The following is a 25,535-nucleotide window of genomic DNA, read 5'->3' on the forward strand; positions in this document are numbered from 1 at the left end:
TTAGTATCGCATCGTCAATTTCAGGACTGCGCGCCGCTCGAAGACATTGCGGCCGGGGTAGCCGCCCCACTCGCCATGCCGCGCATGCAGCAGGTTCTGTCCGGCGAGCGCGACGTCTATATTCGGACTGGCTTTCCACACCAGGTTCGCATCCAGTTCATGATACGACGGAACGTACGGTTTCGGCATGCTGCCGTTGTAACGTAATGTCCAGTCAAACTGCATGTGTTCGCCAATTTCGTGGGAAGAACGCAACTGCCAGTAGGCGTGGGGGTCATTCATCACCAGGCCGACTGTGGTGGCGTCCTTGCTGCCCGGCTTGAGGCTGGTGTCGATGTCCTGCACCACCAGGCCGGCATTCAGGCGCCAGCGCAGCAGCGGCTGCCAGCGCGCCCAGAACTCAAGTCCGCGCGTGCGGCCTTCGGCCAGGTTGCGGAACTCCAGGAAGCCGCGGTAGGGACCAGCCGTGGCGTTCGGTTCCAGCGTGCGCAGCTTGTCGTAGTCGGCGTACCAGGCCGTGACCGAGTACGACCAGTTCTGCGCCGGCTGCGCGCGGTAGCCCAGTTCCAGCACATTCGCTACTTCCGATTCAAATTCGGGGCTGGTGCCGATGCTGAAGCGCGGCACGCCGCCGATCATGACCGGCTTGGGCGGCAGCACGAAGTCTCGGTCGCTGCGGGCCGGTGCGCGCACCGTGCGCGAGAGCGCGCTCCAGACGGTATGCGTATTGTTGGGGCTCCAGGCCAGGCGCAGCGTGGGCAGCCACTCGGAGCCGGTGTAGGTGTTGTGCTCGACCTTTACGCCGCCGGTGGCGCGCAGGGTTTGGGTGAGCGCGACTTCATCCTGCGCGAACAGGTTGCCCCAATGAAGATTGCGGTCGTATGGCCAAAAGCCGAAGCCAGGGCCGGGCGTGTTGTCGTCGCGCGAATGGCGGTAGCCGCCGCCCCAGGACAGCCTGTGGATGCCGAGGTGCACGTCGTGCTGCCCTTCCAGTTCCACCGTATCGAGGCGGTCAATGTAAGCGCCAGGCTGGTTGCGCTCCGTGTGGTCCAGCACCAGTTGTACGCGCAGTGCATTGCCGCCGGCCAGTTGGCGCAAATAGCGCCCCAGCAGGTTGGCGCCGGACAGGCGAATATCGCGGGTGCCGATCTGCCCCAGGTTGGCCTGGTAAGCGTCGCCCGATAGCGTGAAGCTGCCATTCTGCAGGCCCCAGTCGGCGCGGAAGCCGCCCTGGCGGCGCTGCATGCCGGTCAAGGAATTGATGCCGGCCGCGGTATCGGTGTCTTCGGCGGCCATGGCTTGCGCGTAGGCGCGGTAGTAGCCGTTGTTCGACAGGCGTCCACCAAAACGCAGGCTGGCATCGCCCTCGCCGCTTGACGCCGCCACCGACAACAGCGTGCCCTGGCTGTCTTTGGCATTGCGCGTAATGACGTTGATCACGCCGTTCACCGCGTTTACGCCCCAGATGGTGGAGCCGGGGCCGCTGATCACCTCAATGCGTTCGATATCTTCCATCACCACGGACTGGGCATCCCAGAACACGGCGGAGAAGAATGGCGAATAGACGCTGCGGCCGTCGATCAGTACCAGCAGCTTGTTGGCGAAGGGGCTGTTGAAGCCGCGCGCGCTGATCGCGTAATTGCGGGCATCGACGCGCGACACTTCCAGGTTCGGCGCCAGGCGCAGCGCTTCCGGCAGGCTGCGTGCTCCGCTGCGGCGGATATCCGTGGCGCTGATGACGAACAGCGAAGCGGCTGCATTGCTCAGCCTTTCCTCCTGCCGCGACACCGAGGTGACCACAATTTCGTTGAGCTGTTCCAGCGTAAGGTCGGCGATATCGCCGTCCCCCATGCCTTCAGCGTGCGCACCCTGCGCAATGGACAGCACGGCCAGCAACAGCAAGGGAGTTGGTTTCCGGTACATGGCGAGGAGGCGAATTGTCGTAAGGAATTATAAACACAACTATCAGGAGCACGATTCACATTGTGCGTATTGGCAACATTAAGTGCTTGCAAATTTGCCAATCCACAGTTGCCTGCGTTATGCCCGACAGGAGAAGCCATGTTCGCACGCCTGCCGGTCAGGGGCGCGCCATCCAGCCGATATAGGCGGCGTGCAGGCTCTGGATGTAGAGCCGGTCCTGGGTTTCAAGGACTGCGGTGGTTTCCGGATAGGCGCCGGATGGGTCCTGCAGGTCGGCCAGCACTTTTCCATCTTCACTGAAGGCGAACACATGGCCGTAGGCTTTCGGCACCGGCCACAGGGCGCGCGGCAGGCGCAGCGTGAGCTTGCGCATGAAGGGCTTTTGCGCCAGCTTGTCGATAGTCGGGTTGCGCGGCTTGACCAGGCCCACCCAGATCTTGCCGTCGCGCCCGCGCATCAGGTTATCGGGATAGCCCGGCAGGTTGTCGAACAGGATGTCGCGCTTGCCGCTCTGCGCATCGATCTTCCAGATGCGGTAGCGGCCAGTCTCGTTGACAAACAGCGTGCGGCCGTCCCCGGACAAGGCGATACCGTTGGCGAACGAGAGGCCGCCGGCGAGGACGCGCGTGGAGCCGTTCGATGGATCATAAGCCAGCACGCGTCCGGTGGATGACTGTTCCAGGATATCGAGTACGCTGGCTTCGAAGGTACCGCCCCATTCGGCCGGCGCGAAGCGGGTCGAAGCGTCGGTAAAATAGATCATGCCGCTGGGCGCCACCACCACGCCATCGGCATAGCGGATCGGGTCGCCTTGCGCGACTTGCGTGGTCAGCACGGTGACCTTGCCGTCAGCGGCGATGGCCAGCAGGCCTTTCATCGCATCGGCCGCGACCAGGCGCCCGCCGGCGTCGAAGTCGAAACCGAGCACACGGCCGCCGGTACTGGCGAAGACTTCGCGCCCGCTGCCATCGGGCGCCATGCGCAGGATCCTGCCGCCTGAGACGGCGGCGTACAGTTTGCCGTCCGGTCCCATGGCCAGGTGTTCGGGACCTTGCTCGCTGCCGATGTCGATTTTCTGCAGGCCGGCCAGCCTGGTATTTGGCGCGTGGGAGCCAACGTATCCAGGCGCCTGCTGCGGCGTCCATGACACCGGCTCGGCTGGCACCGGCCACAGAAGCAGGTAAGCAAATAGCCCTGCCAGCGTCAGGCCGGCCCCGGCCGCAATCTTATGTCCCTTCGAGCTTTCCAAGCGGATCTCCCCCAACCAAGATGTCCGACATTTTTAACTAATTATCAACTTTCGTCGAGCGATTTCGGTAGCGGCGGGAGCCTCGTGATACGCAGCGCCATATAGGGACGGCCGGGCAGTGCGATGCTTCGCCCCTCTTTGTCGGCAAAGCTGTAGTTGTCGCGCTTGCGGATTTCGAACACGCCGTCCACCGGCGTGACAGTCATATTCCAGGTATCGATCACCTCGGCTTTGAACCTCATGCCATCTGCCAGGCCCGGCTTGGCGAGCACGAACGGCCAGGCGCCTGGCGCCTGGCGGCCGAAGTAGCCCAGGTAGTACTGGCCGGGTTTGCCGGCAAACGGATTTCCCTGCCACTTGTCGATCGGTTCCAGTCCCTCGGCCGGGCTACCGGACAGTATCTTGCGGAAGAACGCCAGCCGCGGCGGACTTTCCCCGCGCAGGGTCCCGCCCTTCCCCAGCCACGACATATCGTCCGGATCCCTGAATATCTCGCTATGGCCGACATAGGTGCCTGCAATCGCCCCCATCCAGAACCGCAGCACCATCTCCTGCCCCGACAACTGGCCCCAGCGGCGCTCGATATCGCCCTCGTATTTCACTTCGTCGTAGATCACCGGCTTCGAATACACGTCGCGGAACAGGACCGCGCGTTCGACGTCTTCGGCGATGGCCCCGCTTTGCACGCTGACATGCGTTACCCAGGGCTTGGTATGGTTGTACAGCACCATGGCGTTATGGATCGAGCGCAGGTGCTGGTATGGGTCGCGCGATTGCACGATCTCGAAGTAGCGGTCCCACTCCGTCATCTGCTTCTTGCCCAGGTAGTCGAATTCGTTCGCCATCGACCACCATACATTGCGGTAGGAGGCCAGGCGCGCCACCACATAGCGCAAGTAGCGTTCATTGACTTCGGCCGGCATCTGGTCGAAGCCCCAGAAGCCTTTATCGTAGGGGTGGAACAGGATGACATCGGCCTCGACGCCCAGCGCGCGCAGGTCTGCCACACGCTGCTCGAGATGGCGGAAGAATCCGGGGTTGAAGCGTGTGAAGTCCCAGGCCGTGGGCGGCGAACCTTCAAACGGAAAGCGCGGCGGCTGCTGCCTGACGTCCCGGTTCGGAAATACCAGCATGCGGATCTTGTTGAACGGCCCGGCCGCCAGCGTCGCCAAGGTCAGTCGTTCGATGGTTTCCGGCTGGTGGGTCCAGCCATAACTGGTGGTGCCGACCTGCCAGAACGGCGTGCCGTCCTCATAGCCGAAGTGATGCACACCTTTCACGCGGACCGGGCCATGGTTGCCCGGCTTCGCAGCGAAGACTTTGAACTTGCCCCGCTTGCCGTTGAGCGGGGCGCGATTGCTGCGGGTCTCGTACTCCCAATCGCCGGTGGTATCGGGCATGAATCGCAGCTTGTACCGGCCTTCGCCATCGTAGAAGCCTTCGACGGAGAAGGTGCGCGCGCCCTGGCGGAAAGTTGCGGACAATTCCACTTCGAGGAAAGGATTGCCGTCGCGCGGCCCGTCAAGCGTGACCTCCTTGCTGCCCCAGCGTTCGACCGGATCGGCTTCTTGCGCCTGCCCAGCGCTGCAGAGAGCAGCGAACGCGACGATGGCTGCGCTTTTCAGGAGCTTGCGGCGGATCATGGCTGGGGATTCCATCCTTTTCCGTTGGCGTACTGCGCGAAGACCTTGGCGCGGCTGTCGTAACGGGCAGCGTCGGCCGCAGCCAGAATGCGCCCCGCCACGCGCTGCGACAGCACGAGTGGTTTGCCCGCCGGGTCGGTGCTTCCGCCCTCCTCCCAACCACCGCCTCCGCGCGGCTTGCCGTGCCAACCCGCCGCGTTAATGTGCGGGCCAAGGCTGCAATTGATGTAGCGGACGTTGTCCCAGGCAGTGACGACACCCGGCCGCGCGAGGAAAGCCGCGCCCTGCGGCACATCATTGCCCGCAGGGCCAGGGCCATGTGTCAGGCGGCTATTCAGGAATACGAAGCCGGGGTCGGTTTCGGCCACGGTGCGCGCCTGCACCAGGTAGCCGCCGCTGGATGGGTTGGCACTGTCGCCGACAGAGCGGATTTCGGACTCCTCGAACAGCGCTGCGCGATTGTAGCCCCAGATGAAATCCACATTGCCCGCAACAAGGCTGCGGTAGAACCATGCATAGCCCTTGAGCTGGATGGTGTCCTGCTCGCTGAGGAAGCTGGCCTCATTGGCGATGAGACGGCCCTCGCTGCTGAAATTGAGCGCTTCGGCCTGTGCGCCGATGGTCTTGCTGCGCCAGGTCGTGTTGACGAGAGTCAGCGTTTCAAGGCGCAGCAGGTCGGCGTCTTCAACCAGGAACACCGAGCGGCCGCCGCTGGCACCGGGGGCCATCGGCAGTTGGCCCGCGCCGCTGCCGGGGTTGATGCCGTCGCTGTTTTCTCCAGCAATGACGGCGCCTTCCCGGCTCTCGCCGCGCAACGTGACATTGTCCTTCCCACGCAGGTAAAGCAGGCCTTCGTGCCGGCCTTTGGCAAGGCGGATCGTCACCGGTCTCTCGCGAGCGAAGTTCCGCATCGCATGATTCAAGGCGCCCTGCAAGGTGCGAAAGTCGGACTTGCCGCCCAATGCCACCCGCAGCGTTGTGCCTGGGGGCGCCCGCTCGCGGGTGCGGAAGCTCCAGGCGCCTGGCTTGCCGATGCCTTCAAACTGCGCCCCGCCCAGCATGGCGCCTGGAAAAAGATTGCGGTCGACCAGCACGTAATAGTCGGTGCCATATGCCAGCTTGCCGTCGTGCGGACGGATTGTCGCCGTCGCCGCATCGACGGTGATTGCCTTGTAGCGCACCACGCGCTTCACGCCATCCCGCGCGGCGCCAATCTCGTCCAGCTCCATGCCGGGGCGAATGACATCTACCGTCACATTGTCTTTCGCGCGAACGATGCGGATCGAACCGATGTCGCTGAGGGCCGGCGCCTGGTCGAAGCGTAGTTGCAGGCGGGTGTCGACAGGGACATCGCGCTCCTTCACTGCTGGCGATACGCGCCCCGCGGCCCGCTGGCCATGGCGTGCCGAGGCGGCGAAGGCCGGTCCTACGCGCACCGCCAGCGTCGCCGCGACGTTCGGATCTTCGGCGCTGGCAAGCGTGACCGCCACCTTGCCCACGCCACGCGGCTGCAGCACGAGCTGGCCGTCTTCCACACCGGCTACCAGTACAGCCGGATCACTCGACCTGGCGGCGAACTGTAAAGCTCGCACTTCGCCGCGGCTGGATGCGCGAACGGCAAAGCGCTGCTGCGCATCGCCAATTTGCAAGGCCAGCTGTTTATGCCGGTGGACCAAGCCGATGCTGGTTGGCGCCTGGGCGATATCGCCGGCACGCAGGCCATCGATTTCAAACTGGCCGGCCTGGTCCAGGATGCCGATACGCGGCGGCAGCGAGTTGGGTTCGTCGACCCCGATCAGGCGCGAGCCATTGAGATAGGCTGTAAGAGCCGCACCATCGACATCAAGGCGAATGGTGTAGAAGGCGTCGCCGGCATCAGGCTCGATCCGCACTTGCTTGAGAAGTTTCGGCTGGCCGTCGGTCATGCCAATGATATTGACCGCCATCCTGCCGGCCGGCTCAACATCGAGGCCAAAGCCAAGCCAGTTGCGGTCATCGCTGTAACGCACAACGACATAGCCCTGCCCGGCCGCACCTGGCGCCGCGCGCATGCGTGCCTCGACGAAATAAGGGCCGGAACTCGCGACGGCAGCTTCCACCGCCGGCGCGAATCTGACTGCCCCCTGTGCGGGCGGCCCGGCGTACGCTCCTGCTGCCGACAGCAGCAAGGCGCAGGCCAGCAGCAGGCAGCGCAGCGGCATGTCAGAACCTGTATTCCACCGAGAAGCGATACACACGCCCCAGCATATCAGCCATCGACGTCACATAGCCGCCGCTGTAGGTGCTGTTGGAAGTCAGTGGCGGCCATTCCCCGGTCAGGTTGTTGACGCCGAAACTGATGGTCGTGTTCTTGATGCCGGTGTAGTTCACGTTCAGGTTGTATTGCTTGTAGGCCTCCACTTCGGTCAGGGTCGAACCGGCGCGCGGGGTGACGTCGGTCACGCTGGAGTTGTAGCGCTGCGACAGCGTGCTGGCCCAGGCGCCGTTGGTGTAGGTAACCGAAGCGGTATGCTTCCAGCGCGGGTTGATCTGCGGCAGGCCGGCCAGGCCGGAGTTCGGCCCCGAACCGCCGAAGCGGCCATCGTTGGTGATGATGCCCACGTTGCTCAGCCAAACGCCGTTTTTCTCTGACTGGAACTCATATTTGTCCATATAAGTGCCGTCCAGTTTCGCATCGAAGGTGCCGAAGCTGGTTTTCGGGAAGCGGTAGCTGGCCGACAGGTCGAGGCCGCGGATGCGGGTCTGGCCGCGGTTGGCCTGGCTCGCCACGATATGGTCGATGGTGCCGTCCGCATTGCGCACGAAGTTCACGTCGTACTTGGCTGGATTCTGCTGGATCTCGGCGATGGTTACCGCGCCCAGCACGTCGCGCAGCTTCAGGCCCCAGTAGTCGACGGTGATCGACAGGTCTTTCACCGGTTCCAGCGCGAAGCCGAAGGAGAAGCCGCGCGACTTTTCCGGTTTCAGGAAGTCATTGTTGGGCGACTTGGTCCAGTAGTTGGTGGCGACGTTACACACCTGGTCATAGGTGTAGCCGGATTTTGGCGTGCCGGTACCGGCCACCAGCGGCTGCGTGCTCGGGCACAGGACCGGATCGTCCATGACCTGGTTGCGCACTTCCGGCGTCGGGTTCTGGATGTCGATGATCGACGGCGCGCGGAAGCCGGTATTCACGTTACCGCGCAGGACCAGTTGCTGGAACGGCTGCCAGCGTGCAGCCAGCTTGGGATTGACGGTGGTCTGTTTCAGGTCGTAGTAGCGGTCGGCGCGTACCGCTGCATTCAGCAGGAACTTATCGGTGATCGGCGCTTCCGCTTCCATCAGCAGCGAAGCGATGGTGCGGTGAATCTTCTTGGCCACGCCTTGCGGCGTTTCGCCCACCAGGTCGGACTGCACGACGTTGCCGGCGGCGTCGATGTGGTAGCTGCCGTCGGCCTTCTTCAGGACATAGTCGAGCGGCGCATTGAAGGTCTGCGCGCCGTCGCGCCGCAACTCACCGGAGACCGCCAGGGTCAGCGCACCGCCCGGCAGGTCCCACAGGCCCTTGGACAGCGTCACGTCCACGCTCTGGTTGTAGGCTTTGTTCAGGCGGTAGGTGTAGTCTTTCGCCTCGATGCTGTCCAGGTAAGCCTGGCCGGCCGCGTCCTGCAGGCCGAAGGGATTCAGGGTGCCGTTGTTGAAGCCTTCCTGCGCCTTGGTGTAAAGGATATAGCCGGCGCCGGCACGGGTATCGCGCTTCGATTCGCCGTAATTCAGGCCGGCGCGGTAGTCCCAGCCCAGCACTTCGCCTTCTGCGCTCAGCACGATGCGATCGTTGGACTGTTTGTCGTTGCGGTATGCGGGGCCAAGTTCGGCAGGCCCCCACTGGAAGTAGATGGTGCGGTTGTTCATGTTCAGGTCGCTGACCGTACCAGGCGTCTTGGCCGGGTCGATGAACATGGTCGGCGTGTTGGCGCCGGTATTGCTGCCCACCACCTGCACGGCCGGGGTGATCCCTTTGCCTGGATAGTATTTGCTGGTCGACGGCAGCGAATAGGTAGTGAACGGCTGGGTGGTGCCCGGCACCTGCATGCCGCGGTACTTCTGCACCGTGAATTCGGAGTGCAGCACATCCAGGTCAAGCTTGTGGCCGCCAGACAGGTTCAGGCTCGCGCGGCCGCTGACGTTGATGATTTCGCTGCCGTCGGTCACGGCATTCCAGAACAGCGGATTGCGCGCGCAGCCCGGCGCGTAGACCGGCGTTGCCGCAGTACTGTTGTTGCCCAGGGTCGGGGTAGCGTATGGCGCCACGCAGCCGCTGGCGAAAGTCGGGTTGTAGTTGGAGTTGGCGTTGCGCGCAAAGCCAAAATTGGCAAATGGCGTCGGGTTGCGCGCATCGGGCGTAATGCCCAGGCCCAGCGTGCGCAGGATGGCCGGATCATGCTGCTCCGGACGGTCGCCCTGGAACAGTGCATCCTTCTTCTGGTAGTCGATCGCCAGGTAGGCATTCCAGCCGTCGCGCGACAGGTTGCCGGTGCCCAGGATGGCGCCGACGCTCTTCGAATCAGCACCGCCCTTTTGCGTCGGCGCGTATTCAGCCTTGATCGTCGCGCCTTCGAAACCGCGCTTGGTCAGGAAGTTCTGCACGCCGCCGATGGCATCGGCGCCGTAGATCGAAGCGGCGCCGCCGTTCAGGGTCTCCACGCGGTCCAGCGCCATGCGCGGCATCACGTTCACGGAGACATACTGGTCCTGCAGCGGCTCGTTGGCCAGGCGGCGGCCGTTCAACAGCGTCAGGGTGCGCATCGGACCCAGGCCGCGCAGGTTGATGACCGGGCCGGCCGCGCCGCTATTGGTACCCAGCGACAGCGATTGCGGCATTTCCAGCACCAGGTCTTTCAGCTCGGTGTTGCCGCGCGCCAGGAGCTCGCCGGACTTGATGGTGACCAGCGGGGTGGCGCCCTCATTGGCGACGCGGCGGATCAGGGAGCCGGTCACCACCACCGACGCCATCTGCCCTTCGGCGGGCGCGGCGGCCGGGGCGGCGGCCTGGGCGGCTGCCTGGTTTGCCATCTGCAGGACGGCCGCTGCCACAGCTGCCGCCAGCACGGCGCGTTTGGCCTGTGGACCTGGAACGTAATTCATGAGTCTCCTCCATATTAGCGATCAAATTGGTTTGATCGATTTTCTGTTTTGGTATAACCACAGACTAAAGTGGTTAGGCCAATTTCACAAGCAAAAATTCCAATCTTGTGCAAAAAAGCCACTTTTGGTCGGTCCAGATTGTTGTTTTGGCCTGACCACTTTAGAATGAGGCGCATGGAGACCAGGCTATATAAACAGGTGGCGGAGAAGATCCAGGCGATGATCGCCACCGAAGGATTTGCATGCGGCGATCGCCTGCCGTCGGAACGCGAGCTTTCCACCAGACTGGAAGTGAGCCGCGCCTCGCTACGCGAGGGGCTGATCGCACTGGAGCTGACCGGGGTGGTGGAGGTGCGCAGCAATTCCGGCGTCTATCTATGCGACCGTCCGGGCCATTCACCCCTGGCGGAAACCGGGCCGGGACCGTTCGAGGTGCTGTCGGCGCGGCGCGTGATCGAGGCCGAAATTGCCGCCGTCGCGGCCCAGGTGGCCACCGACCGCGCTATCGATGCCATCCTGGTCGCCGTGCAAGCGATGGAGCGCGACCACGACGATGTGGCCACCAATGAACAGGCGGACCGCAACTTCCACATGGCGATTGCCAACGCCACCGGCAACAGCGCGCTGGTGGGCGTGATGAACCACCTGTGGGACCAGCGCGGCCGCCTGTGGCACAAACTCAAGGAGCACTTCCAGACCGAAGAGCTGCGCAAGGAAACCCTGGCCGACCACCGCGCCATCCTGCAGGCCATCGCCAGCCACGATCCGGCAGCCGCCCGCAAAGCCATGCGCGTTCACCTGGGACGCGTTACCCGAACCTTCTCTGCCTAGGAGACCTGCCTTGACCGCATCACGACAATTGCGCCGCCGCGGCCTGCTGCAAGCCGGCGCCGCCGCCCTCCTCGCCCCGCAATGGCTGCCTGCGCTGGCCGCCGCGGCCAATGCCGGTCCCGCAGCGCGCACTGCTGCCTGGCGCCGCGCCGACGCCATCGTCGCCGCGCTGCGCACGCCCGTCAGCTTCCGCAACGAGGATTTCCCGGTCACCGATTTCGGCGCCCAGCCCTGCGGCACCAGGCAAGTGAAAGCCTGGGTCACCCACGACGACCAGGAAATGCTGCCAACCCAGTCCGACGACGCCCACGATTGCTACGCCAGCTTCAAGGCCGCCATCGACGCCTGCGCCGCAGCCGGGGGCGGGCGCGTCGTGATCCCGAAAGGCCACTGGTACTGCGCCGGCCCGCTGGTGCTGCGCTCCAACGTCCACCTCCACCTGCAAGCCGGCGCCCACATCCTGTTCTCGCAAAACCCCGAACACTACGCCCGCCACGGCGACTTCGATTGCGGCGCAAACGGCAAGCTCACGCTCTCGCGCTGGCAAAGCAACGACTGCCTGAACTACTCGCCCATGGTCTACGCCGTCAACGCCAGGAATATCGCGCTGACCGGCGAAGACTGGAGCGCGAAACTGGACGGCCAGGGCGGCGTAGCCTTCAACGAAGCGGGCGATTGCTGGTGGTCCTGGAAAGGCAGGAACCGCACCGTGAACGCCGTCTCGCAAACCACCGCCCCCGGCTACCAGGAAGGCCGGCCGACGCAGGTCGTGCCCAACCCGCTCAACAAACCGCTGGCGGAGATCGCTCCCGGCCTGAATGCCGCCCTGCGCAAGCTGATTGAAGGCGAAGACGAAAAATGGCGCAGCGACGAGCGCTATCTTCCCGCCCTGTCCGAAGCCGGCGTGCCTGTCGAACAGCGCGTGTTCGGCAAAGGCCACTACCTGCGGCCGCCGATGATCCATTTCATCAACTGCAGCAACGTCCTGCTGCAGGGCTACCATGTGCAGAACACGCCGTTCTGGCAGCACCATCCGGTCAACTGCCGCAACCTGGTCATCCGCAAAGTCCACGCCGAAAGCCGCGGCCCGAACAGCGACGGCTTCGATCCGGAAGCCTGCGAGCATGTGCTGGTGGAGGACTGCGTCTTCGATTCCGGCGACGACTGCATCGCCATCAAGGCCGGCAAGAACCGCGACGTGCAGTACGGCCCGACGCGCAACATCGTGATCCAGGGCTGCACCATGCATAGCGGCCATGGCGCCGTCACGCTCGGCTCCGAAATGGCGGGCGGCATCGAGCACGTCTATGCCCGCGACCTGGTGTTCGAGAATACGCATTGGCAAACCGACCCGCTGAACATCGCCATCCGCCTCAAGACCAATATGAACCGCGGCGGCTACCTGCGCCACTTCTACGTCAAAAACGTGAGTATCCCGAACGGCGTGCAACTCAGCGCCTCGCATTACTCCCTGCTGCCCGGCACCCCGATCGACACCAGGGGCCTGGCCACCGCAGCCGGCGCAGTCATCTCCTTCGACTGCGACTACCAGCCTTCCGCCGACAGCGTGCGCATCCGGCCGCCCGAAGTCTCCGATGTCCATATCGAGAACGTCAGCGTCGGCAATGTAACGAAGGGCGGCATCACAGGCTCCTGCTACCAGGCCATCGCCATCCTCGGCCCGGTCGCCAGCGACTATAACGGGCCGCAGCCCGCGCCGCCCGTGCTGCCGGTGCGCCGCGTGACGATCAGCAACTGCGATTTCGGCCATCCGGTCAATGCGGAAAAGCCGATCTGGCTGTACAACGTGTCCGGCCTGCAGCTGGAAAATGTGCGAATCGGCGGCAAGCTTCTTAAGGCTACCCTAAGGTCCTGATTGGACAATCGTAGCGAACGCCAGTATGCTTTCGCAAATGATGATGGACAGCATACTGGCGCGCATCCAGGCTACGGCCTCCTCGCGCGATACGTCCCTGCTGCAGGAATTGGTTGGCACCCTGCGTCCCGCGCATGCCAGCGACCTGCAACAGGCCACCAACCGTCTGCGCGCCCTCGCGCACCTTCTTTCCACCCAGCCTGAATGGGCACGGGGCCTGCGGGAGTATCTCGCCGAAATCATTGGCCAGCGCAAACTGGTGCACCTGCTCACCGATACCGGAGTCCTGCAAAACCAGGGGTTCTTCGGCGAGCTATGGCGCCGGCTGAACCACAAATGGCTGCCGCCAACCGTCAATGACGAATACCTGAAGGACGTCTTCGGGCAAATCTTCGATCGCCAGGACGATTACATCTGGATCAACGGCGTCGAGCCTTCGACCTGGCTGGACCTGCTGCAGGCGCTCGACTTGCCCGCGCAAGGGTGGCTGCAAAGCCAGGTGCTGGGCGAACTACTGGAGGCAGTGCAAGTGCTGTCCTATCGCATCAGTGCGATAGGACTGGAGCCGGAACTGGTGCGGGTCCATCCGGACATCGAACGTTTCGAATCGCCCTTCCTGCGCCAGAATGCCGAAGTGGTGCAGTTGACGGAAGCGTGGCGCGCGCGCCTGGTCGACGCCCAGGTGGAAGTCCCTGACGCGCGCCATCTTGACGTACTCCTCAGCCAGTGTGAGGAGATTATCGGGCGCGTACGCAAGGCGGCATCCGTGCAAGGGGTATCGGTCAGCCTGACCCGCCTGCTGTTGCGCCTGACGCAAAGCATCGACCGCTTGCGCATCCTGCTCGACCTGCTGGAAGCCCCTTCCCTGCAGGAGGCGCTGCCTGCTGCGCTCGGCCTGTTCCAGCAACTGGTGGAGGCCGACAACCGTAAATTGCGCCTCACCGACCTGTTCCAGACCAACACCGAACTGTTGGCATTGCAGGTAACGGAACATGCCGGCCGTTCAGGCGAGCATTACGTCGCCAGCACGCGCGCCGAATGGCTGTCCATGATGCGCTCCGCTGCCGGCGCCGGCTTCATCGTCGGTTTCATGGCTACGCTCAAGGTGCTGATGGGGCGTATGCTGCTTGCCCCTGTCGGCTATGCTGCCCTGTACAGCCTGAACTACTCGCTCGGCTTCATGCTGATCCACGTACTGCACTTCACCGTGGCCACCAAGCAGCCGGCAATGACCGCGGCACGCATTGCCGCCGCCATCGACCAGGGCCAGAAAAAACTGGATGAACTGGCGGAGCTGGTAGTCAAGGTGCTGCGCTCGCAGTTCGTGGCAATCGTCGGCAACGTGGCACTGGCCATGCCTACGGCCTTCATCATTGCAGTGGCTTGGCAGGCCGCTTTCGGCCAGCACCTGGCTGGCGCGGAAAAGGCACAACACCTGCTGCACGATATCGACCCGCTGCATAGCCTGGCCTTGCCGCATGCCGCCGTCGCCGGCGTGTGCCTGTTCCTGGCAGGACTGATTTCGGGCTACTACGACAACAAGGCGGCCTATAACGACATTGCTGCGCGCTTGCGTCAGCTGCGCTGGCTGCGTTGCCTGCTCGGCGAAAAACGCCTGGCGCGCGTCACCGACTACGTCGGCCGCAACCTCGGCGCCCTCGCCGGCAATTTCTTCTTCGGCATCATGCTGGGTACGATCGGCACCATCGGCTATGTCCTGGGACTGCCGATCGATATCCGCCATGTCACCTTCTCCAGCGCCAATTTCGCCTTCGCGCTGGTTGGACTGGACTACCAGCTCACCACGGAGCAATGGCTGTTATCGCTGTCGGGCATTGCGCTGATCGCACTGACCAACCTGGCGGTAAGCTTCGCCCTGGCGCTAATGGTTGCGCTGCGCTCGCGGCGCGTCAGTTTCGGCCGCGGCCAAGCCCTGGCCGGCCTGGTATGGCAGCGTTTCCGGCTGTCGCCGCGCAGTTTCTTCCTGCCGCCGCGCGAGGTGGAGACGAATTGAATTGGCGCCGCTTCCTGCCCGGTTGGCGTAAAGTAGAACGGCTTGCTTAATGGGGGACGACCAGATGAATGAACTCATCCCTGGCGATCTGGAAGCCGACAGTACGGCTTCAGTGGATGGTCTCACTTACACAGTTTCGATAATCCACGACGAAACGGGATACCGGGCGCACCTGACATGGCGGGACCGGGTGGAGCAACAAACGACTCCACCATTTTCAAACGCCCGCTCAGCCATGATCGAGGGCCACTCGCTGGCCGAGGAGTACATCCTGGCATGGCGCAGCCACAGTTAGCCCAACGGCGGCGCCAGCTTGGGCCAAAACGTGCAGCGCACGGTCGTGCATCCTGCGCGCGTTCGCCGCCTTCGACTGTACAATGGCATGACCAATTTACAAATGCCCATCTGAAGGAAGATGCGACTTGGCCCGAACCCGGCAATCAAGGCGGCCCACCCTGCGCCGCATGCTGTTCGCACTCGTGCTGGCATGCACCTTGCCAGCGACCCTCGGCTTCGGCCTGCTGATCCAGCACTTCTATGCCCGCGAGCGCGCCCAGGTTGAGCGCGACTCCCTGTTCGTGGCCCGTTCGATGATGCGGGCGGTCGACCGCGACCTCGATCTCGGCATCGTCGCGGCACGCGCGCTGGCCATGTCGGCGGAGCTTGACCATGGCGACCTGGCTGGTTTCCACCGCAAGGCCGTCAGCATCGTCAATGCCGGTTTTCCGGGCTCGAATATCGTCCTCAGCACACGCGATTCGCTCCAGCTGCTGAATACCTTGCGCCCGTTCGGCGAACCGATACCCGATCCCGGCAGCCGGGAACGCATCCAGCGCGTGTTCGAAACGGGAAAGGTGCTGGTATCGGATGTCTTTATCGGTGGCGTCACCGGCAAGCCGCTGGTCGCCGTCCACGTACCCGTCATACGGGGCGGCCAGGTCGTGTATTGCCTCTCGGTCGGCTACCAGCCGGCCCATCTCCGGCGCGTTCTCAACTCGGAGACCCTGCACAAAGACCGCGTCATCGCCATCCTGGACCGCGAAGGCGTGATCATCGCCCGCACCCATGAAGCGGAACGCTTTGTCGGCAAGCCCGCTTCCGACAGCCTGGTCAAACGGCTGTCCGAGGTTGATGAAGACGTATTCGAATCCATCACCCTGGAAGGCATTCCGGTCTATACGATTTTCACGCGCTCCAGCCGCACCGGTTGGGCGGTTGCCGTGGGCGTGCCGCGCGCCACCATACTGCAGGAGTTGCTGGCATCCGTCACCTGGCTTACCTGGATCGTGCTGGCATTGCTGCTGGCCGGCTTCGGCCTGGCGTGGTTCATCAGCGGAAAAATCCGCCAGCTCGAAGGCTTGATCCACGAACGCACCGACCAGCTCGAGGACGCCAACCTGCGCATCAGTACCGTGGTCGACAGCGTTGGCGAGGGCATCATTACCATCAACGAAGAAGGCCAGATCGAGACCTTCAACCGCGCAGCCAGCCAGATATTCGGCTATACCGCGGAAGAGGTGATAGGGGACGGCATCCAGGTGCTGATGCCGGAATCCATGCGCGCCGCGCACCAGCATGGCATGCAACGCTTCCTGTCAGGCGGCGCGCCGCACGTCATCGGCAAAGGCGCGGTCGAACTGCCAGCCCTGCGCAAGGATGGCAGCCAGTTCACCGTTGAATTGACCATCAGCGCCGTCATCGATGAAGGACGGTACCGCTTTGTGGGCGTGCTGCGCGACGTGACCGAGCTGAAAAAGTCGCAAGCGGCCCTGCGCGATGCCGTCAGGGAAGCGCAGGCGGCCAATGCCGCGAAGAGCTCCTTCCTCGCCAACATGAGCCACGAATTGCGCACGCCGATGAACGCCGTACTGGGGATGGCGCACCTGATGACCACCACGCCGCTGTCGCTGGAGCAGCGGCGCTACCTGACCATGCTGCGTACCTCGGGGCAGTCCTTGCTGGCACTGCTGAACGACATCCTCGATTTTTCCAAGATCGAAGCGGGAAAGATCCAGCTCAACGCCACCCGCTTCGAACTCGATTCAGTACTGCATTCCGTGTCCACCATCATGAGCGTCAATGCGGGCGAGAAGGAACTGGAACTGGCGATCGGCGTCGAGCCGGACGTTCCGCGCCAACTGGTAGGCGACCCGCTGCGACTGCAGCAGGTCCTGGTCAACCTGACCAGCAACGCCATCAAATTCACCGCACGCGGTGAAGTCAGCCTCAAGGTCGAATGCGCAGAGTGCGACGCACAGCACAGCGTCATGCGCTTCATCGTGCGCGACACCGGCATCGGTATTTCACTGGAACAGAAGCTCAACCTGTTCGCGCCCTTTTCCCAGGCCGACGAATCCGTCACCCGCAAGTACGGCGGCACCGGGCTTGGGCTGGTGATCTGCCAGCGCCTGGTCGAACTGCAAGGCGGCAGTATTGCCCTCGACAGCAGTCCCGGCGAGGGCAGCACCTTTACCGTTACCCTGCCGTTCGGCACCGTGCCGGCCGCACAGCAACAAGCGCCAGCCGGTGCCGGCTCGCGGCCCTTGCGCGTGCTGGTGGTCGACGACCATTTCACCAGCCGCGTCTACCTTTCCAAGACGCTGCAAGCCTGGGGCTGGGGCGTTGATGTGGCCTCTTCCGGCGCGGAGGCGGAAAAGATGCTGGCCCTTGCCGGCCAGCGCGCCCTGGCCTATGACGTGATCCTCGCCGACTGGAGCATGCCTGCCGAGGACCAGCGCTATATCGACTCACTGCGCCAAGCGCAAGAGGCCGTGGCCCCCGTGATACTCATGGTCAGCGCCTATGAACGCAGCAAGATGCTGGAAGAAGACGCCGATCGGGAGGGACTGGTCACCAAGCCGATAACAGCCTCCACCCTGTTCGACACCGTACATGAAATGCTGGACAAGTCCGACACCCGCGAAGTGCTGCCCGACGCGCCGCCCGCCCAGCGCATCAGCGGCCACCTGCTGCTGGTGGAAGACAACGCCATGAACCAGCTGGTCGCTGTCGGCATCCTGGAGCGCGCCGGCGCAACCATCGAGGTTGCCAACAATGGCGAAGAGGCCGTGCGCATGCTGCGCGCCGCACCCGAAGCCTACCGCATGGTCCTGATGGATGTGCAGATGCCGGTCATGGACGGCTATACCGCGACCCGCATCATCCGCCAGGAACTGGGCCTGAAGCTGCCTATCGTGGCGATGACTGCCGGCGTGATGGAGTCCGAGCGCGCCGATTGCCTGGCGGCCGGGATGGACGATTTCATTCCCAAGCCGCTCGATATCGACGAGATGATTCAGACACTGGAAGCCTACCTGCCGCCTTAAACGCGCACAATCCCCCGGAAGCCGCGCGCCGCGTAATAGGACTCGGCGCCGTTGTGGTACAGGAAGACGTGGCCATAGCGGCGGTCGCAGAACAAGGCGCCGCCCTGCTTGCGGATATCGGCCGGCGTCTGCACCCAGCTCGACGTCTTGCGGTCGAACTCACCCAGCGTCTGCAGGTGGCGATACTCGGCCTCCGTGAGCAGGCTGACGCCCATGGCCTGCGCCACCTCCAGTGCGCTGCCGGATGGCTTGTTCTCCTTGCGCCCATCCAGCGCGGCCCTGTCGAAACACAGGCTGCGGCGTCCTGCCGGGCTTTCAGGCGAGCAGTCGCAGAAGACAAGCTCTCCGCTTGCGGGATCAACTCCGACAACGTCCGGTTCGCCGCCGGTATGTTCCATTTCCTCAAGCACGCGAAGCTTGCCGGGATTTGCATCCAGGCGCGCACGCACGGCGCTCCACGCCAGTCCTTCATGCCGGGCCAAGTGCTTGAGAAAGCGTTGTTCGAGGATGTCGATCTTCATCCTGCAAATCCTATCAGTCTTCGCGAAAAAATTCATGGGCCGCACGACTTTCCGTATACCTGCAGGCGAAATCCTTGCGCTAGCATCGTGCCCAAATGACCACAGGGAGATGAAATGAAGAAGTTGGGAGTGCTGTTCGCCTTGCTTGTTGCAACCACGACGCCCGCCTTGGCCCAGCAGTTCGCAAAAGGAGCCGACATCGGCTGGTTGCAGCAAATGGAGGCCACCGGCTACAAGTTCTACAACGACCAGGGCAGGCAGGAAGATGCGCTGCAGGTCCTGAAGGACAACGGTATCAATACCGTACGCCTGCGCACCTGGTTGAAGCCCTCGGACGACCGGACCAATGGCCACAACAGCAAGGAGGAAACTGTCGCCATGGCCGTTCGTGCGCAGGAGATGGGCATGCGGATAATGATCAACTTCCACTACAGCGATAGCTGGGCCGACCCGTCGAAGCAGAAGAAGCCCGCCGCCTGGGAGGGCCACGACTTCCCTCGCCTGCTGCAAGACGTCTACAGCTACACCCATGACGTGATGAGCGCCCTCAAGGCGGCGGGCGTCACGCCGGAGTGGGTCCAGGTCGGGAATGAGACGCCGGGCGGCATGTTGTACCCGGAAGGCAGCACCAGGAACTGGCCGCAACTGGCGCAGTTGATCAACAGGGGCCATGACGCCATCAAGGCCGTCAGTCCTTCATCCAAAGTAATCCTGCATCTTGACCGCGGCAACGACAGCAAGCGTTTCCGTACCTGGTTCGACAACGCAAAGGCCAACGGCGCACGCTACGACGTGATCGGCATGTCGTATTACCCTTACTGGCTGCCCGGCAAACCAGATTACAAAAAGTCGATCGACGCCCTTGCCCGCAACATGAACGACATGGCAGCGCGCTACGGCAAGGAAGTCATGGTGGTTGAAACAGGCGGCGAAGACACTCGCGCGCAAAACACCTACGACATGCTGGTCGCAGTGCAACGCAAAGTCAAGGCGGTGCCCGGCCAGAAGGGCTTGGGCGTCATCTATTGGGAACCACTGGGTGCGCGCAACTGGAGCCAATACCCGCTCAGCGCCTGGGGCGATGACGGCAAGCCGACCAGGGCCATGAAAGCCTTCCTCGCGGAATGATCAAGCCGGCCCGGCTTATTTGGCAAACTGCTCCAGGTAGCGCTGCGCATCCAGCGCAGCCATGCAGCCGGTCCCGGCGCTGGTAATCGCTTGCCTGTAGATGTGATCCTGCACGTCACCCGCAGCAAACACTCCGTCGATCGAAGTCACGGTTGCCATGCCATCCAAGCCGGACATGGTCTTGATGTAGCCGTCACGCATGGCCAGCTGGCCCTGGAATATGCCTGTATTCGGTTTGTGTCCGATCGCGATGAAGACGCCGTGTACCGCCAATTCTTCCAGTTCGCCCCCGGCATGCTCCAGGACCGCGCCGGTGACACCGGCATCGTCCCCGCGGACTTCGTGCAGTGCCGCGTTGAGTTTCAGGGCCACCCTTCCTTCGGCAGCCTTCGACATCAAACGATCGACCAGGATAGGCTCGGCGCGGAACCGGTCGCGCCTGTGGACCAGCGTTACCCGCGCAGCGATATTGGAGAGGTAAAGCGCCTCCTCCACCGCGGTATTGCCGCCGCCAACCACCAGCACTTCGCGGCCGCGGTAAAAGAAGCCGTCGCAAGTAGCACAAGCCGAAACGCCGCGCCCCATGAACGCCTGCTCCGATGGAAGCCCCAGGTACTGGGCCGAGGCGCCGGTGGCGATGATCAAGGCATCGCAGGTATATTCGCCGGCATCGCCAACCAGCCGGATCGGGCGCTCTTGGAGATGGGCGGTGTGGACATGGTCGAATATGAACCGGGTACCAAAGCGTTCCGCATGGTCCCGGAAACGCTGCATCAAGTGCGGGCCCTGGACGCCGAGCGGGTCGGCCGGCCAGTTTTCCACATCGGTTGTGGTCATCAACTGGCCGCCCTGCTCCAGCCCTGTAACCAACGTCGGCTGCAGGTTGGCGCGGGCAGCGTAGACGGCGGCGGTGTAACCGGCAGGGCCGGAACCAAGAATGAGCAGGCGGGAGTGTTGTGGCATGTCGGAATCCTCAAATAAGCGCAATACTGAGTAAATACCGGCATGCCTGCAAAAAGTTCATTGGAATGAATCAGAACGCTTTTTTTCCCGGCATCAGGTCATGCGGGTGGCGCCAGCCGGGAAGATCGCTGATGCGTGCCTTCCAGGCCGCGATATTGGGAAATTCGCTCATGTCGATCCCGGTTTCTTCCGGCATGTAGACATAGCCGATCAGCGACAAATCCGCGATGGTCAATCGGTCGCCGACCAGGTAGCTGGCCCCAGCCAGGTGCTTGTCGACGATCCGGTAGGCGCCAATCGCGCGCTCGCGCAGGAACTGCGTGACCGGCGTTTCGCCAGTCTTCTGCAGGCCAACCATGAAGCGCAAAGTGGCGTAATAGCTGGTGAACTTGTGGTTGTCGAACAGTATCCAGCTCCAGATGTCGCGCTTTTCATCGTCATTCCGGGGGCCGAACTGGCCGGTCACCTCGGCCAGGTAGTCAAGGATCACGCCGGACTGGCAAATCTTCAGGCCCTTGTGCTCGAGTACCGGGATCTCGCCCATTTCATTCAGGTTTTCACGCCAGCTTTCGCTGCGCGTCTCGCCGCCGAAGTAGTCCACTACTACGGGTTCCCAGTCCGCCTTGGCCAATGCCAGGAACAGCGCAACCTTGTACGAGTTGCCGGAAGCAGCAAAGCAGTGCAATTTGAATTCCGCCATCATGGTCCTTTTGAGTTGGATGTAGTCAGGCGGACAATAGTAATGCAGTTTGCCGGCGGCTGCAGGCGCCCTACTTCACCAGCACTTTGTCGGTACGGCGCAGCCATGCTTCGTGCAGGACCGTCCAGGTCGCGCCACCGTCGGTGGTGGAATCCCACACGTGGTGCACGCCGCCAGCAGTTGGCTTCCATACCGTGCGATGGAATTCCCGCTCGCCCTTGTCGTTGATGAAGTAGCCGGTCATGAGCATGCGGTCGCCCTGCCAGCCGCCATCGATCGGCGCGAAATTGCCGCGCGCGCTGGTCCAGACATGGCGCCACAGCTTGTGCTTGCGGTCATACATGCTGAGGCTGGTGCCCGCGCCATTTTCCGCGCCATTACCGCGCCACCACTCCTGCAACACGCAGCCCTGCTCGATTTTCTCGATCAGCGTGTGGCCGAGCAGCTTGCCGTCCCGGTCGAACGCCTCCCAGTTGCCGACCCAGTAATCGAACTGCTTGAATTCAGGAGCGCTGCAAGCCGCATTTTCAGCCCCGTGCGCGGCGGCGGCGATCAGCATGGCAACGGCAATCAGGAGCTTGCGAATCATTTTCTTTCCTTTGATGTGTGGTTGGATGCAGCCATTGTCGCCACCGGAGCCTCCGAGCGACAGCCATCAGATGAACAACGTGCTTTCAAAAATGAACAACGCGTTAGAATGCGGCAATGAGCAAATTCCTGACCAGCCGACTCGCCTGGAACGATTACCAGGTCATTCTTGCCGTTGCCCGCCACGGCTCCCTGTCCAAAGCCGCCGAAGCCCTGGGTTCCAGCCATCCGACCCTGTTCCGCCGCATCCGCGATATCGAGGCGGGGATCGGCGCCACCTTGTTCGAGCGCAGCCGCCAGGGATACCAGCCGACGGCAGCCGCGACGGAGCTACTGGCGCTCGCAGAAGAATTCGACCAGCGCCTGCGCGACCTGGAACGGGACGCCGGGCTGGGTACCGCCGGCCGCCTGACCCTGGCCACGACCGAGGTGCTCATGCCCCGCATCGTGCCGCCGCTGCTGACGCGCTGCCGGCGCGAGCTGCCCGACACTACGATCAACCTGCAAATCGGTGAAAACCTGGCAAACGTGCGCCAGCGCGAAGCTGATATCGCCTTGCGCTCCGGCGGTGAACCGGAGGGAGACCTGATCGGCCGTGTGATCTGCAATATCGAGGTGGCTATTTACGCCCCCGTGGACTGGCCGAATGTGTCCGAAGAAAACTTGCACGAGCAGACGTGGGTCACCGTCGATGAATCGCTGGGACACCTGGCTTCATCGAAATGGCTTGAAGCGGAAGGCCTGATGCGGCGCGCGGCGGTGCGCTGCTCCAGCACCCTGGCTGTTTCCGGGCTGCTGGAAGAGGGACTGGGCGTCGGCATATTGCCTTGCCACCTGGGCGATGCCAACCCGCGTTTGCGCCGCGTTTCGCCGCTGTTGACGGACTTCCGCTCGCAGTTGTGGCTGCTCACGCCGCGCCAGCTGCGCGGCGTGCCGAAGATTTCGGCGACGGTCGAATGCCTGACCGCCGGCCTGCGCGAGATGAAAGACCTGTTTGAAGGCCGAAGCCCTTAGTTCAGGTAGCTGCTGCGCGCCTTGCGCTCCTTGCGGAACAGCCAGGGTTCGAGCGGGTCGCGCTCCGACCATAAACCGACCCGGGAATTGCGCGCCGACGCTTCAACTGCAGGCAGCGACGGGTCATGGTTGTATTGCGGGTAGACCCAGGCCATTCCTTTACGGACCTGCGCCACGTTGGCGTTGACATCACCGCAATGGACCACGGCGACCGTGCGGCCGTAGCGATCCTGTTTCCCCGAGCCGAGGGTCGCGTCGCGGCCAAAGCACAGGTCCGACAACGACTGCTTCGAGCGCGCGCCGAAAGGCTGCTTTTTCTCAGGCGCGTCGATATTCGCAAGGCGGACTTTTACCGGCCGGCCTTTGCTCAGCACAGTCAGCGTATCGCCATCGGAAACGCCGATGACCGTGTCTGCGTAAGATTGATTGCATATCATTGCAAAGATCAGTGCAAGCTTCTTAATTTCCTTACTCCACTTGTTGGGACGGCCGCAATTGTATCGTCACAGCGCGACTTCCGCTGCAAGCTTGAACGTGCGCTGCCCACTTCCCGTCACCTCTCGCAAGGCATCCTGGCGGCCGTCCTCGAAAATCTGTGTATTGCGCGTATCAGGCCCCAGTGCATTACTTGCGGTGGCGCGCAAGGCCAGGCCCGGCCGCAATCGCCAGGTGGCGTGCAGGTCCAGCCGGCGTTCGGTATTCCGCCCGCTCCATTGCGAGACCGATGCATGTGCCAGGCTGCCCTTCTGCAGGTTCCAGTTGAAGCCTGCCGTCGCTTGCGCGCCAAAGCGGAAATCGAGGCCCCCATTGATTGTCAGCGGCACTTGCTCGCCAAGCCGGTTGCCCGGCGCCGGCACCGAATCCACATGCGACCAATTGCGCGTCACTCCCAGCCGCGCCCTGGTCCCCTCGCCCAGCGCCATGCGCGCGTCAAACTCCAGTCCCTGGGTAATGGCGCCGCCGATATTGCCTGGCGAAGCCACCCATTTACCCTTGTCCTGGAACAGCACCGGCTGGATAACGCTGCTAATGCGACGATGATAGGCCGCCAGGCTAACCATGCTCTCCTTGCCGAAATAGCTTTCGTAAGCGGCATCGATGCCCCACGCCAGTTCCGGGCGCAAGCCCGGGTTGCCCTGCACGTCGGGATTTGCCGGACCGTTGCCATTGTTGACAGTAAAACGGCGCGGCACCAGGTCGCGCGTATTGGGCGCCTTGTAGCTGCGTGCGAGGCCAAGCCGCAATTGGTCGCGCGACCCGGGCAGGCGCCACAGCAGATGGGCCACCGGACTCAAGACGCTGGACGTGCTGCTGACGTCCGCCAGGTCACGTCCATTGGTCAGGGTGCGCAGGCTTTCCCAGCGCAGGCCGAGGTATGCATCGAGCCCATTCGATACCGTCCATTCGTCTTGCGCGAACATGGCCAATCGCCGCACACGGGCGATGTAGCGCTGGTCAAGCCCGCCAAGCGGTTCGCCTGCCGCACTGGAATCTTCCTGGCGCCGCCATTCCGCGCGCCGTGCCGCCGAGCCGTCCCAGCCCGCTGCCAACACGTGCCTGCCGCTACCGCCCAGGCGCAGCTTGCCGCTGCTGCTGGCGCCATCGTCCGCTGCGCTTGCGACGACGTGGCGCAGCCGGAGCGCATCCCCCGCCGCATTCCCTCCATTGAAAATATAGTCGCTCTTGCGCCGGTTACGCGCCAGTCCGGCTTTCCAGTCGATGCGGCCTGCTTCCCCGAGGCGATGGCTGGCCTCCATGTCGCTGCGGGCCATGTCCGTGCGGGCATCTGCGCTGTAGGTACTCGTTGGAAAATCGCTCGAATCGCCGATCAAGGCGGCTTCCCGGGCAGCGCCACGGTTGCGGCTGCGCGCATGGTCGAGCAGTCCTTGCCAGGCCACTTTCGTTCCACCGTCGAATTTCCAGTTCAGGCGCGGGACCAGTCCCACGCGTTCGGTGGCAGAAAAGTTCTGCTCCGACGTGAGGCGCCTGGCCGACAATGTACGCTCAGCGATGCTAGCGTCTGCTGCACTCTTTCCGCGTGCGGCCTGTATCGTCACGTTGCCGGAATAGTCGTCACCAGGGCGCGACAGGTCAAACGACGCTTCCGGTGACCAGCCGGCGCCCGACTCGTTGCCGGCCAGCGTGGCCTGCGACTTGGCACGCCCTGCACTTCGGCGCAAAACGATGTTGATGCTGCCCGCAATACCCTGGGTGCTGCTGTCTGCACTTGCACTGCGCAGGATTTCAATGCGCTCGACAAGCTCCGGCGCCAGGCTGTCCGGCGAAAAACCCGGCGGTGCCGGCTCTCCATTCAGCAGGAATTGCGTGCGTCCGCCGCCCAATCCCCGCATCTGCACCTGCCCCCCGTTCACCGTCACCCCAGGCTGGCGCCGCAGGGTATCGGCCAGGCTCGGGTCGCCGAAGCGCAAAAGCTCTTCGCGTGAAACGACAATCCGACCGGCAATGTCGTCGCGACGTTGTTGCAAGGTTCCGGTCGCCTTGACCTCAACACGTGCCATGTCGTTGTCGGCGCTGGCGCAAAGCGGAACTAAAAACAGGGAAAGCAGGATTCGCATCGTAATGCTCATGTGGTGAAAGAACGATGCGCATTGTTCGCGAGAGTTTCGATAAAGCG

General features: G+C 63.2%; 18 protein-coding genes. 7 read left to right on the forward strand and 11 right to left on the reverse strand.

The genetic code is table 11. The features are described 5' to 3' along the window. From ASE26_RS06465 to ASE26_RS06485, 5 genes are all read right to left on the reverse strand, one after another. A complete protein-coding gene (locus tag ASE26_RS06465; protein WP_082591303.1) occupies nt 1–1,923 on the reverse strand; it encodes a TonB-dependent siderophore receptor in 1,923 nt (640 codons plus the stop codon). Between the two features lie 157 nt (nt 1,924–2,080). Continuing rightward, a complete protein-coding gene (locus tag ASE26_RS06470) occupies nt 2,081–3,172 on the reverse strand; it encodes an SMP-30/gluconolactonase/LRE family protein (protein WP_229208122.1) in 1,092 nt (363 codons plus the stop codon). 44 nt (nt 3,173–3,216) lie between these two features. After that, nucleotides 3,217–4,830 carry a DUF5060 domain-containing protein gene (locus ASE26_RS06475; RefSeq protein WP_229207234.1) on the reverse strand — a complete coding sequence of 538 codons (1,614 nt, stop codon included), beginning with the start codon at nt 4,828–4,830 and terminating at the stop codon, nt 3,217–3,219. Next, complete coding sequence (locus ASE26_RS06480; protein WP_057245793.1) at nt 4,812–7,016, reverse strand: pectinesterase family protein; 2,205 nt, start codon at nt 7,014–7,016, stop codon at nt 4,812–4,814. Before ASE26_RS06480 ends, ASE26_RS06475 begins: the two co-directional genes overlap by 19 nt. A gap of 1 nt (nt 7,017) precedes the next feature. Then, nucleotides 7,018–9,939 (reverse strand): TonB-dependent receptor domain-containing protein, encoded by a 2,922-nt coding sequence (locus ASE26_RS06485; protein ID WP_055934643.1) that lies wholly within the window; start codon nt 9,937–9,939, stop codon nt 7,018–7,020. Nucleotides 9,940–10,113: 174 nt separating this feature from the next. On the opposite strand from ASE26_RS06485, the gene ASE26_RS06490 reads away from it, so the two are divergent. From ASE26_RS06490 to ASE26_RS06510, 5 genes are all read left to right on the forward strand, one after another. Further along, on the forward strand, nt 10,114–10,770 hold the full coding sequence (locus ASE26_RS06490) for a FadR/GntR family transcriptional regulator (RefSeq protein WP_229207235.1): 657 nt from the start codon (nt 10,114–10,116) through the stop codon (nt 10,768–10,770). Between the two features lie 10 nt (nt 10,771–10,780). Continuing rightward, nucleotides 10,781–12,646 carry a glycoside hydrolase family 28 protein gene (locus ASE26_RS06495; RefSeq protein WP_055934647.1) on the forward strand — a complete coding sequence of 622 codons (1,866 nt, stop codon included), beginning with the start codon at nt 10,781–10,783 and terminating at the stop codon, nt 12,644–12,646. A 25-nt stretch (nt 12,647–12,671) separates the two neighbouring features. Next, a complete protein-coding gene (locus tag ASE26_RS06500; RefSeq protein ID WP_229208123.1) occupies nt 12,672–14,660 on the forward strand; it encodes a site-specific recombinase in 1,989 nt (662 codons plus the stop codon). 64 nt (nt 14,661–14,724) lie between these two features. Continuing rightward, the gene (locus ASE26_RS06505) at nt 14,725–14,955 is read left to right on the forward strand and encodes a hypothetical protein (RefSeq protein ID WP_156398118.1); all 231 of its coding nucleotides are present in this window, start codon (nt 14,725–14,727) and stop codon (nt 14,953–14,955) included. Nucleotides 14,956–15,124: 169 nt separating this feature from the next. After that, complete coding sequence (locus tag ASE26_RS06510) at nt 15,125–17,986, forward strand: response regulator (protein WP_082591304.1); 2,862 nt, start codon at nt 15,125–15,127, stop codon at nt 17,984–17,986. On the opposite strand, the gene ASE26_RS06515 is transcribed toward ASE26_RS06510, so the two are convergent. After that, a complete protein-coding gene (locus ASE26_RS06515; RefSeq protein ID WP_200960799.1) occupies nt 17,983–18,507 on the reverse strand; it encodes a DUF4256 domain-containing protein in 525 nt (174 codons plus the stop codon). The two genes, ASE26_RS06510 and ASE26_RS06515, sit on opposite strands and share 4 nt — an antisense overlap. A gap of 114 nt (nt 18,508–18,621) precedes the next feature. Here ASE26_RS06515 and ASE26_RS06520 point away from each other — a divergent pair, with 114 nt between their 5' ends. Next, nucleotides 18,622–19,635: a glycosyl hydrolase 53 family protein gene (locus tag ASE26_RS06520; protein WP_057245795.1), complete on the forward strand. Its 1,014-nt coding sequence runs from the start codon at nt 18,622–18,624 to the stop codon at nt 19,633–19,635. A 15-nt stretch (nt 19,636–19,650) separates the two neighbouring features. Here ASE26_RS06520 and trxB read toward each other — a convergent pair whose 3' ends face one another. The 3 genes from trxB to ASE26_RS06535 all read right to left on the reverse strand — a co-directional run bounded on the left by trxB (nt 19,651) and on the right by ASE26_RS06535 (nt 21,887). Then, nucleotides 19,651–20,598, reverse strand: a complete 948-nt coding sequence (gene trxB / locus ASE26_RS06525) for a thioredoxin-disulfide reductase (protein ID WP_057245796.1) — start codon at nt 20,596–20,598, stop codon at nt 19,651–19,653. Between the two features lie 70 nt (nt 20,599–20,668). Further along, the gene (locus ASE26_RS06530; protein WP_200953838.1) at nt 20,669–21,301 is read right to left on the reverse strand and encodes a glutathione S-transferase family protein; all 633 of its coding nucleotides are present in this window, start codon (nt 21,299–21,301) and stop codon (nt 20,669–20,671) included. A gap of 67 nt (nt 21,302–21,368) precedes the next feature. Beyond that, on the reverse strand, nt 21,369–21,887 hold the full coding sequence (locus ASE26_RS06535; protein ID WP_055934654.1) for a hypothetical protein: 519 nt from the start codon (nt 21,885–21,887) through the stop codon (nt 21,369–21,371). A 116-nt stretch (nt 21,888–22,003) separates the two neighbouring features. Here ASE26_RS06535 and ASE26_RS06540 point away from each other — a divergent pair, with 116 nt between their 5' ends. Further along, entirely contained in the window at nt 22,004–22,900 is an 897-nt protein-coding gene (locus ASE26_RS06540; protein WP_055934656.1) for a LysR family transcriptional regulator, read from the forward strand. On the opposite strand, the gene ASE26_RS06545 is transcribed toward ASE26_RS06540, so the two are convergent. Then, nucleotides 22,897–23,337: a thermonuclease family protein gene (locus ASE26_RS06545; RefSeq protein ID WP_055934658.1), complete on the reverse strand. Its 441-nt coding sequence runs from the start codon at nt 23,335–23,337 to the stop codon at nt 22,897–22,899. The two genes, ASE26_RS06540 and ASE26_RS06545, sit on opposite strands and share 4 nt — an antisense overlap. Before the next feature lie 66 nt (nt 23,338–23,403). After that, a complete protein-coding gene (locus tag ASE26_RS06550) occupies nt 23,404–25,476 on the reverse strand; it encodes a TonB-dependent siderophore receptor (RefSeq protein ID WP_055934660.1) in 2,073 nt (690 codons plus the stop codon). Nucleotides 25,477–25,535 lie beyond the last annotated feature (59 nt).

The organism is Duganella sp. Root198D2 (genome assembly GCF_001428585.1).
Lineage (GTDB): Bacteria > Pseudomonadota > Gammaproteobacteria > Burkholderiales > Burkholderiaceae_D > Rugamonas.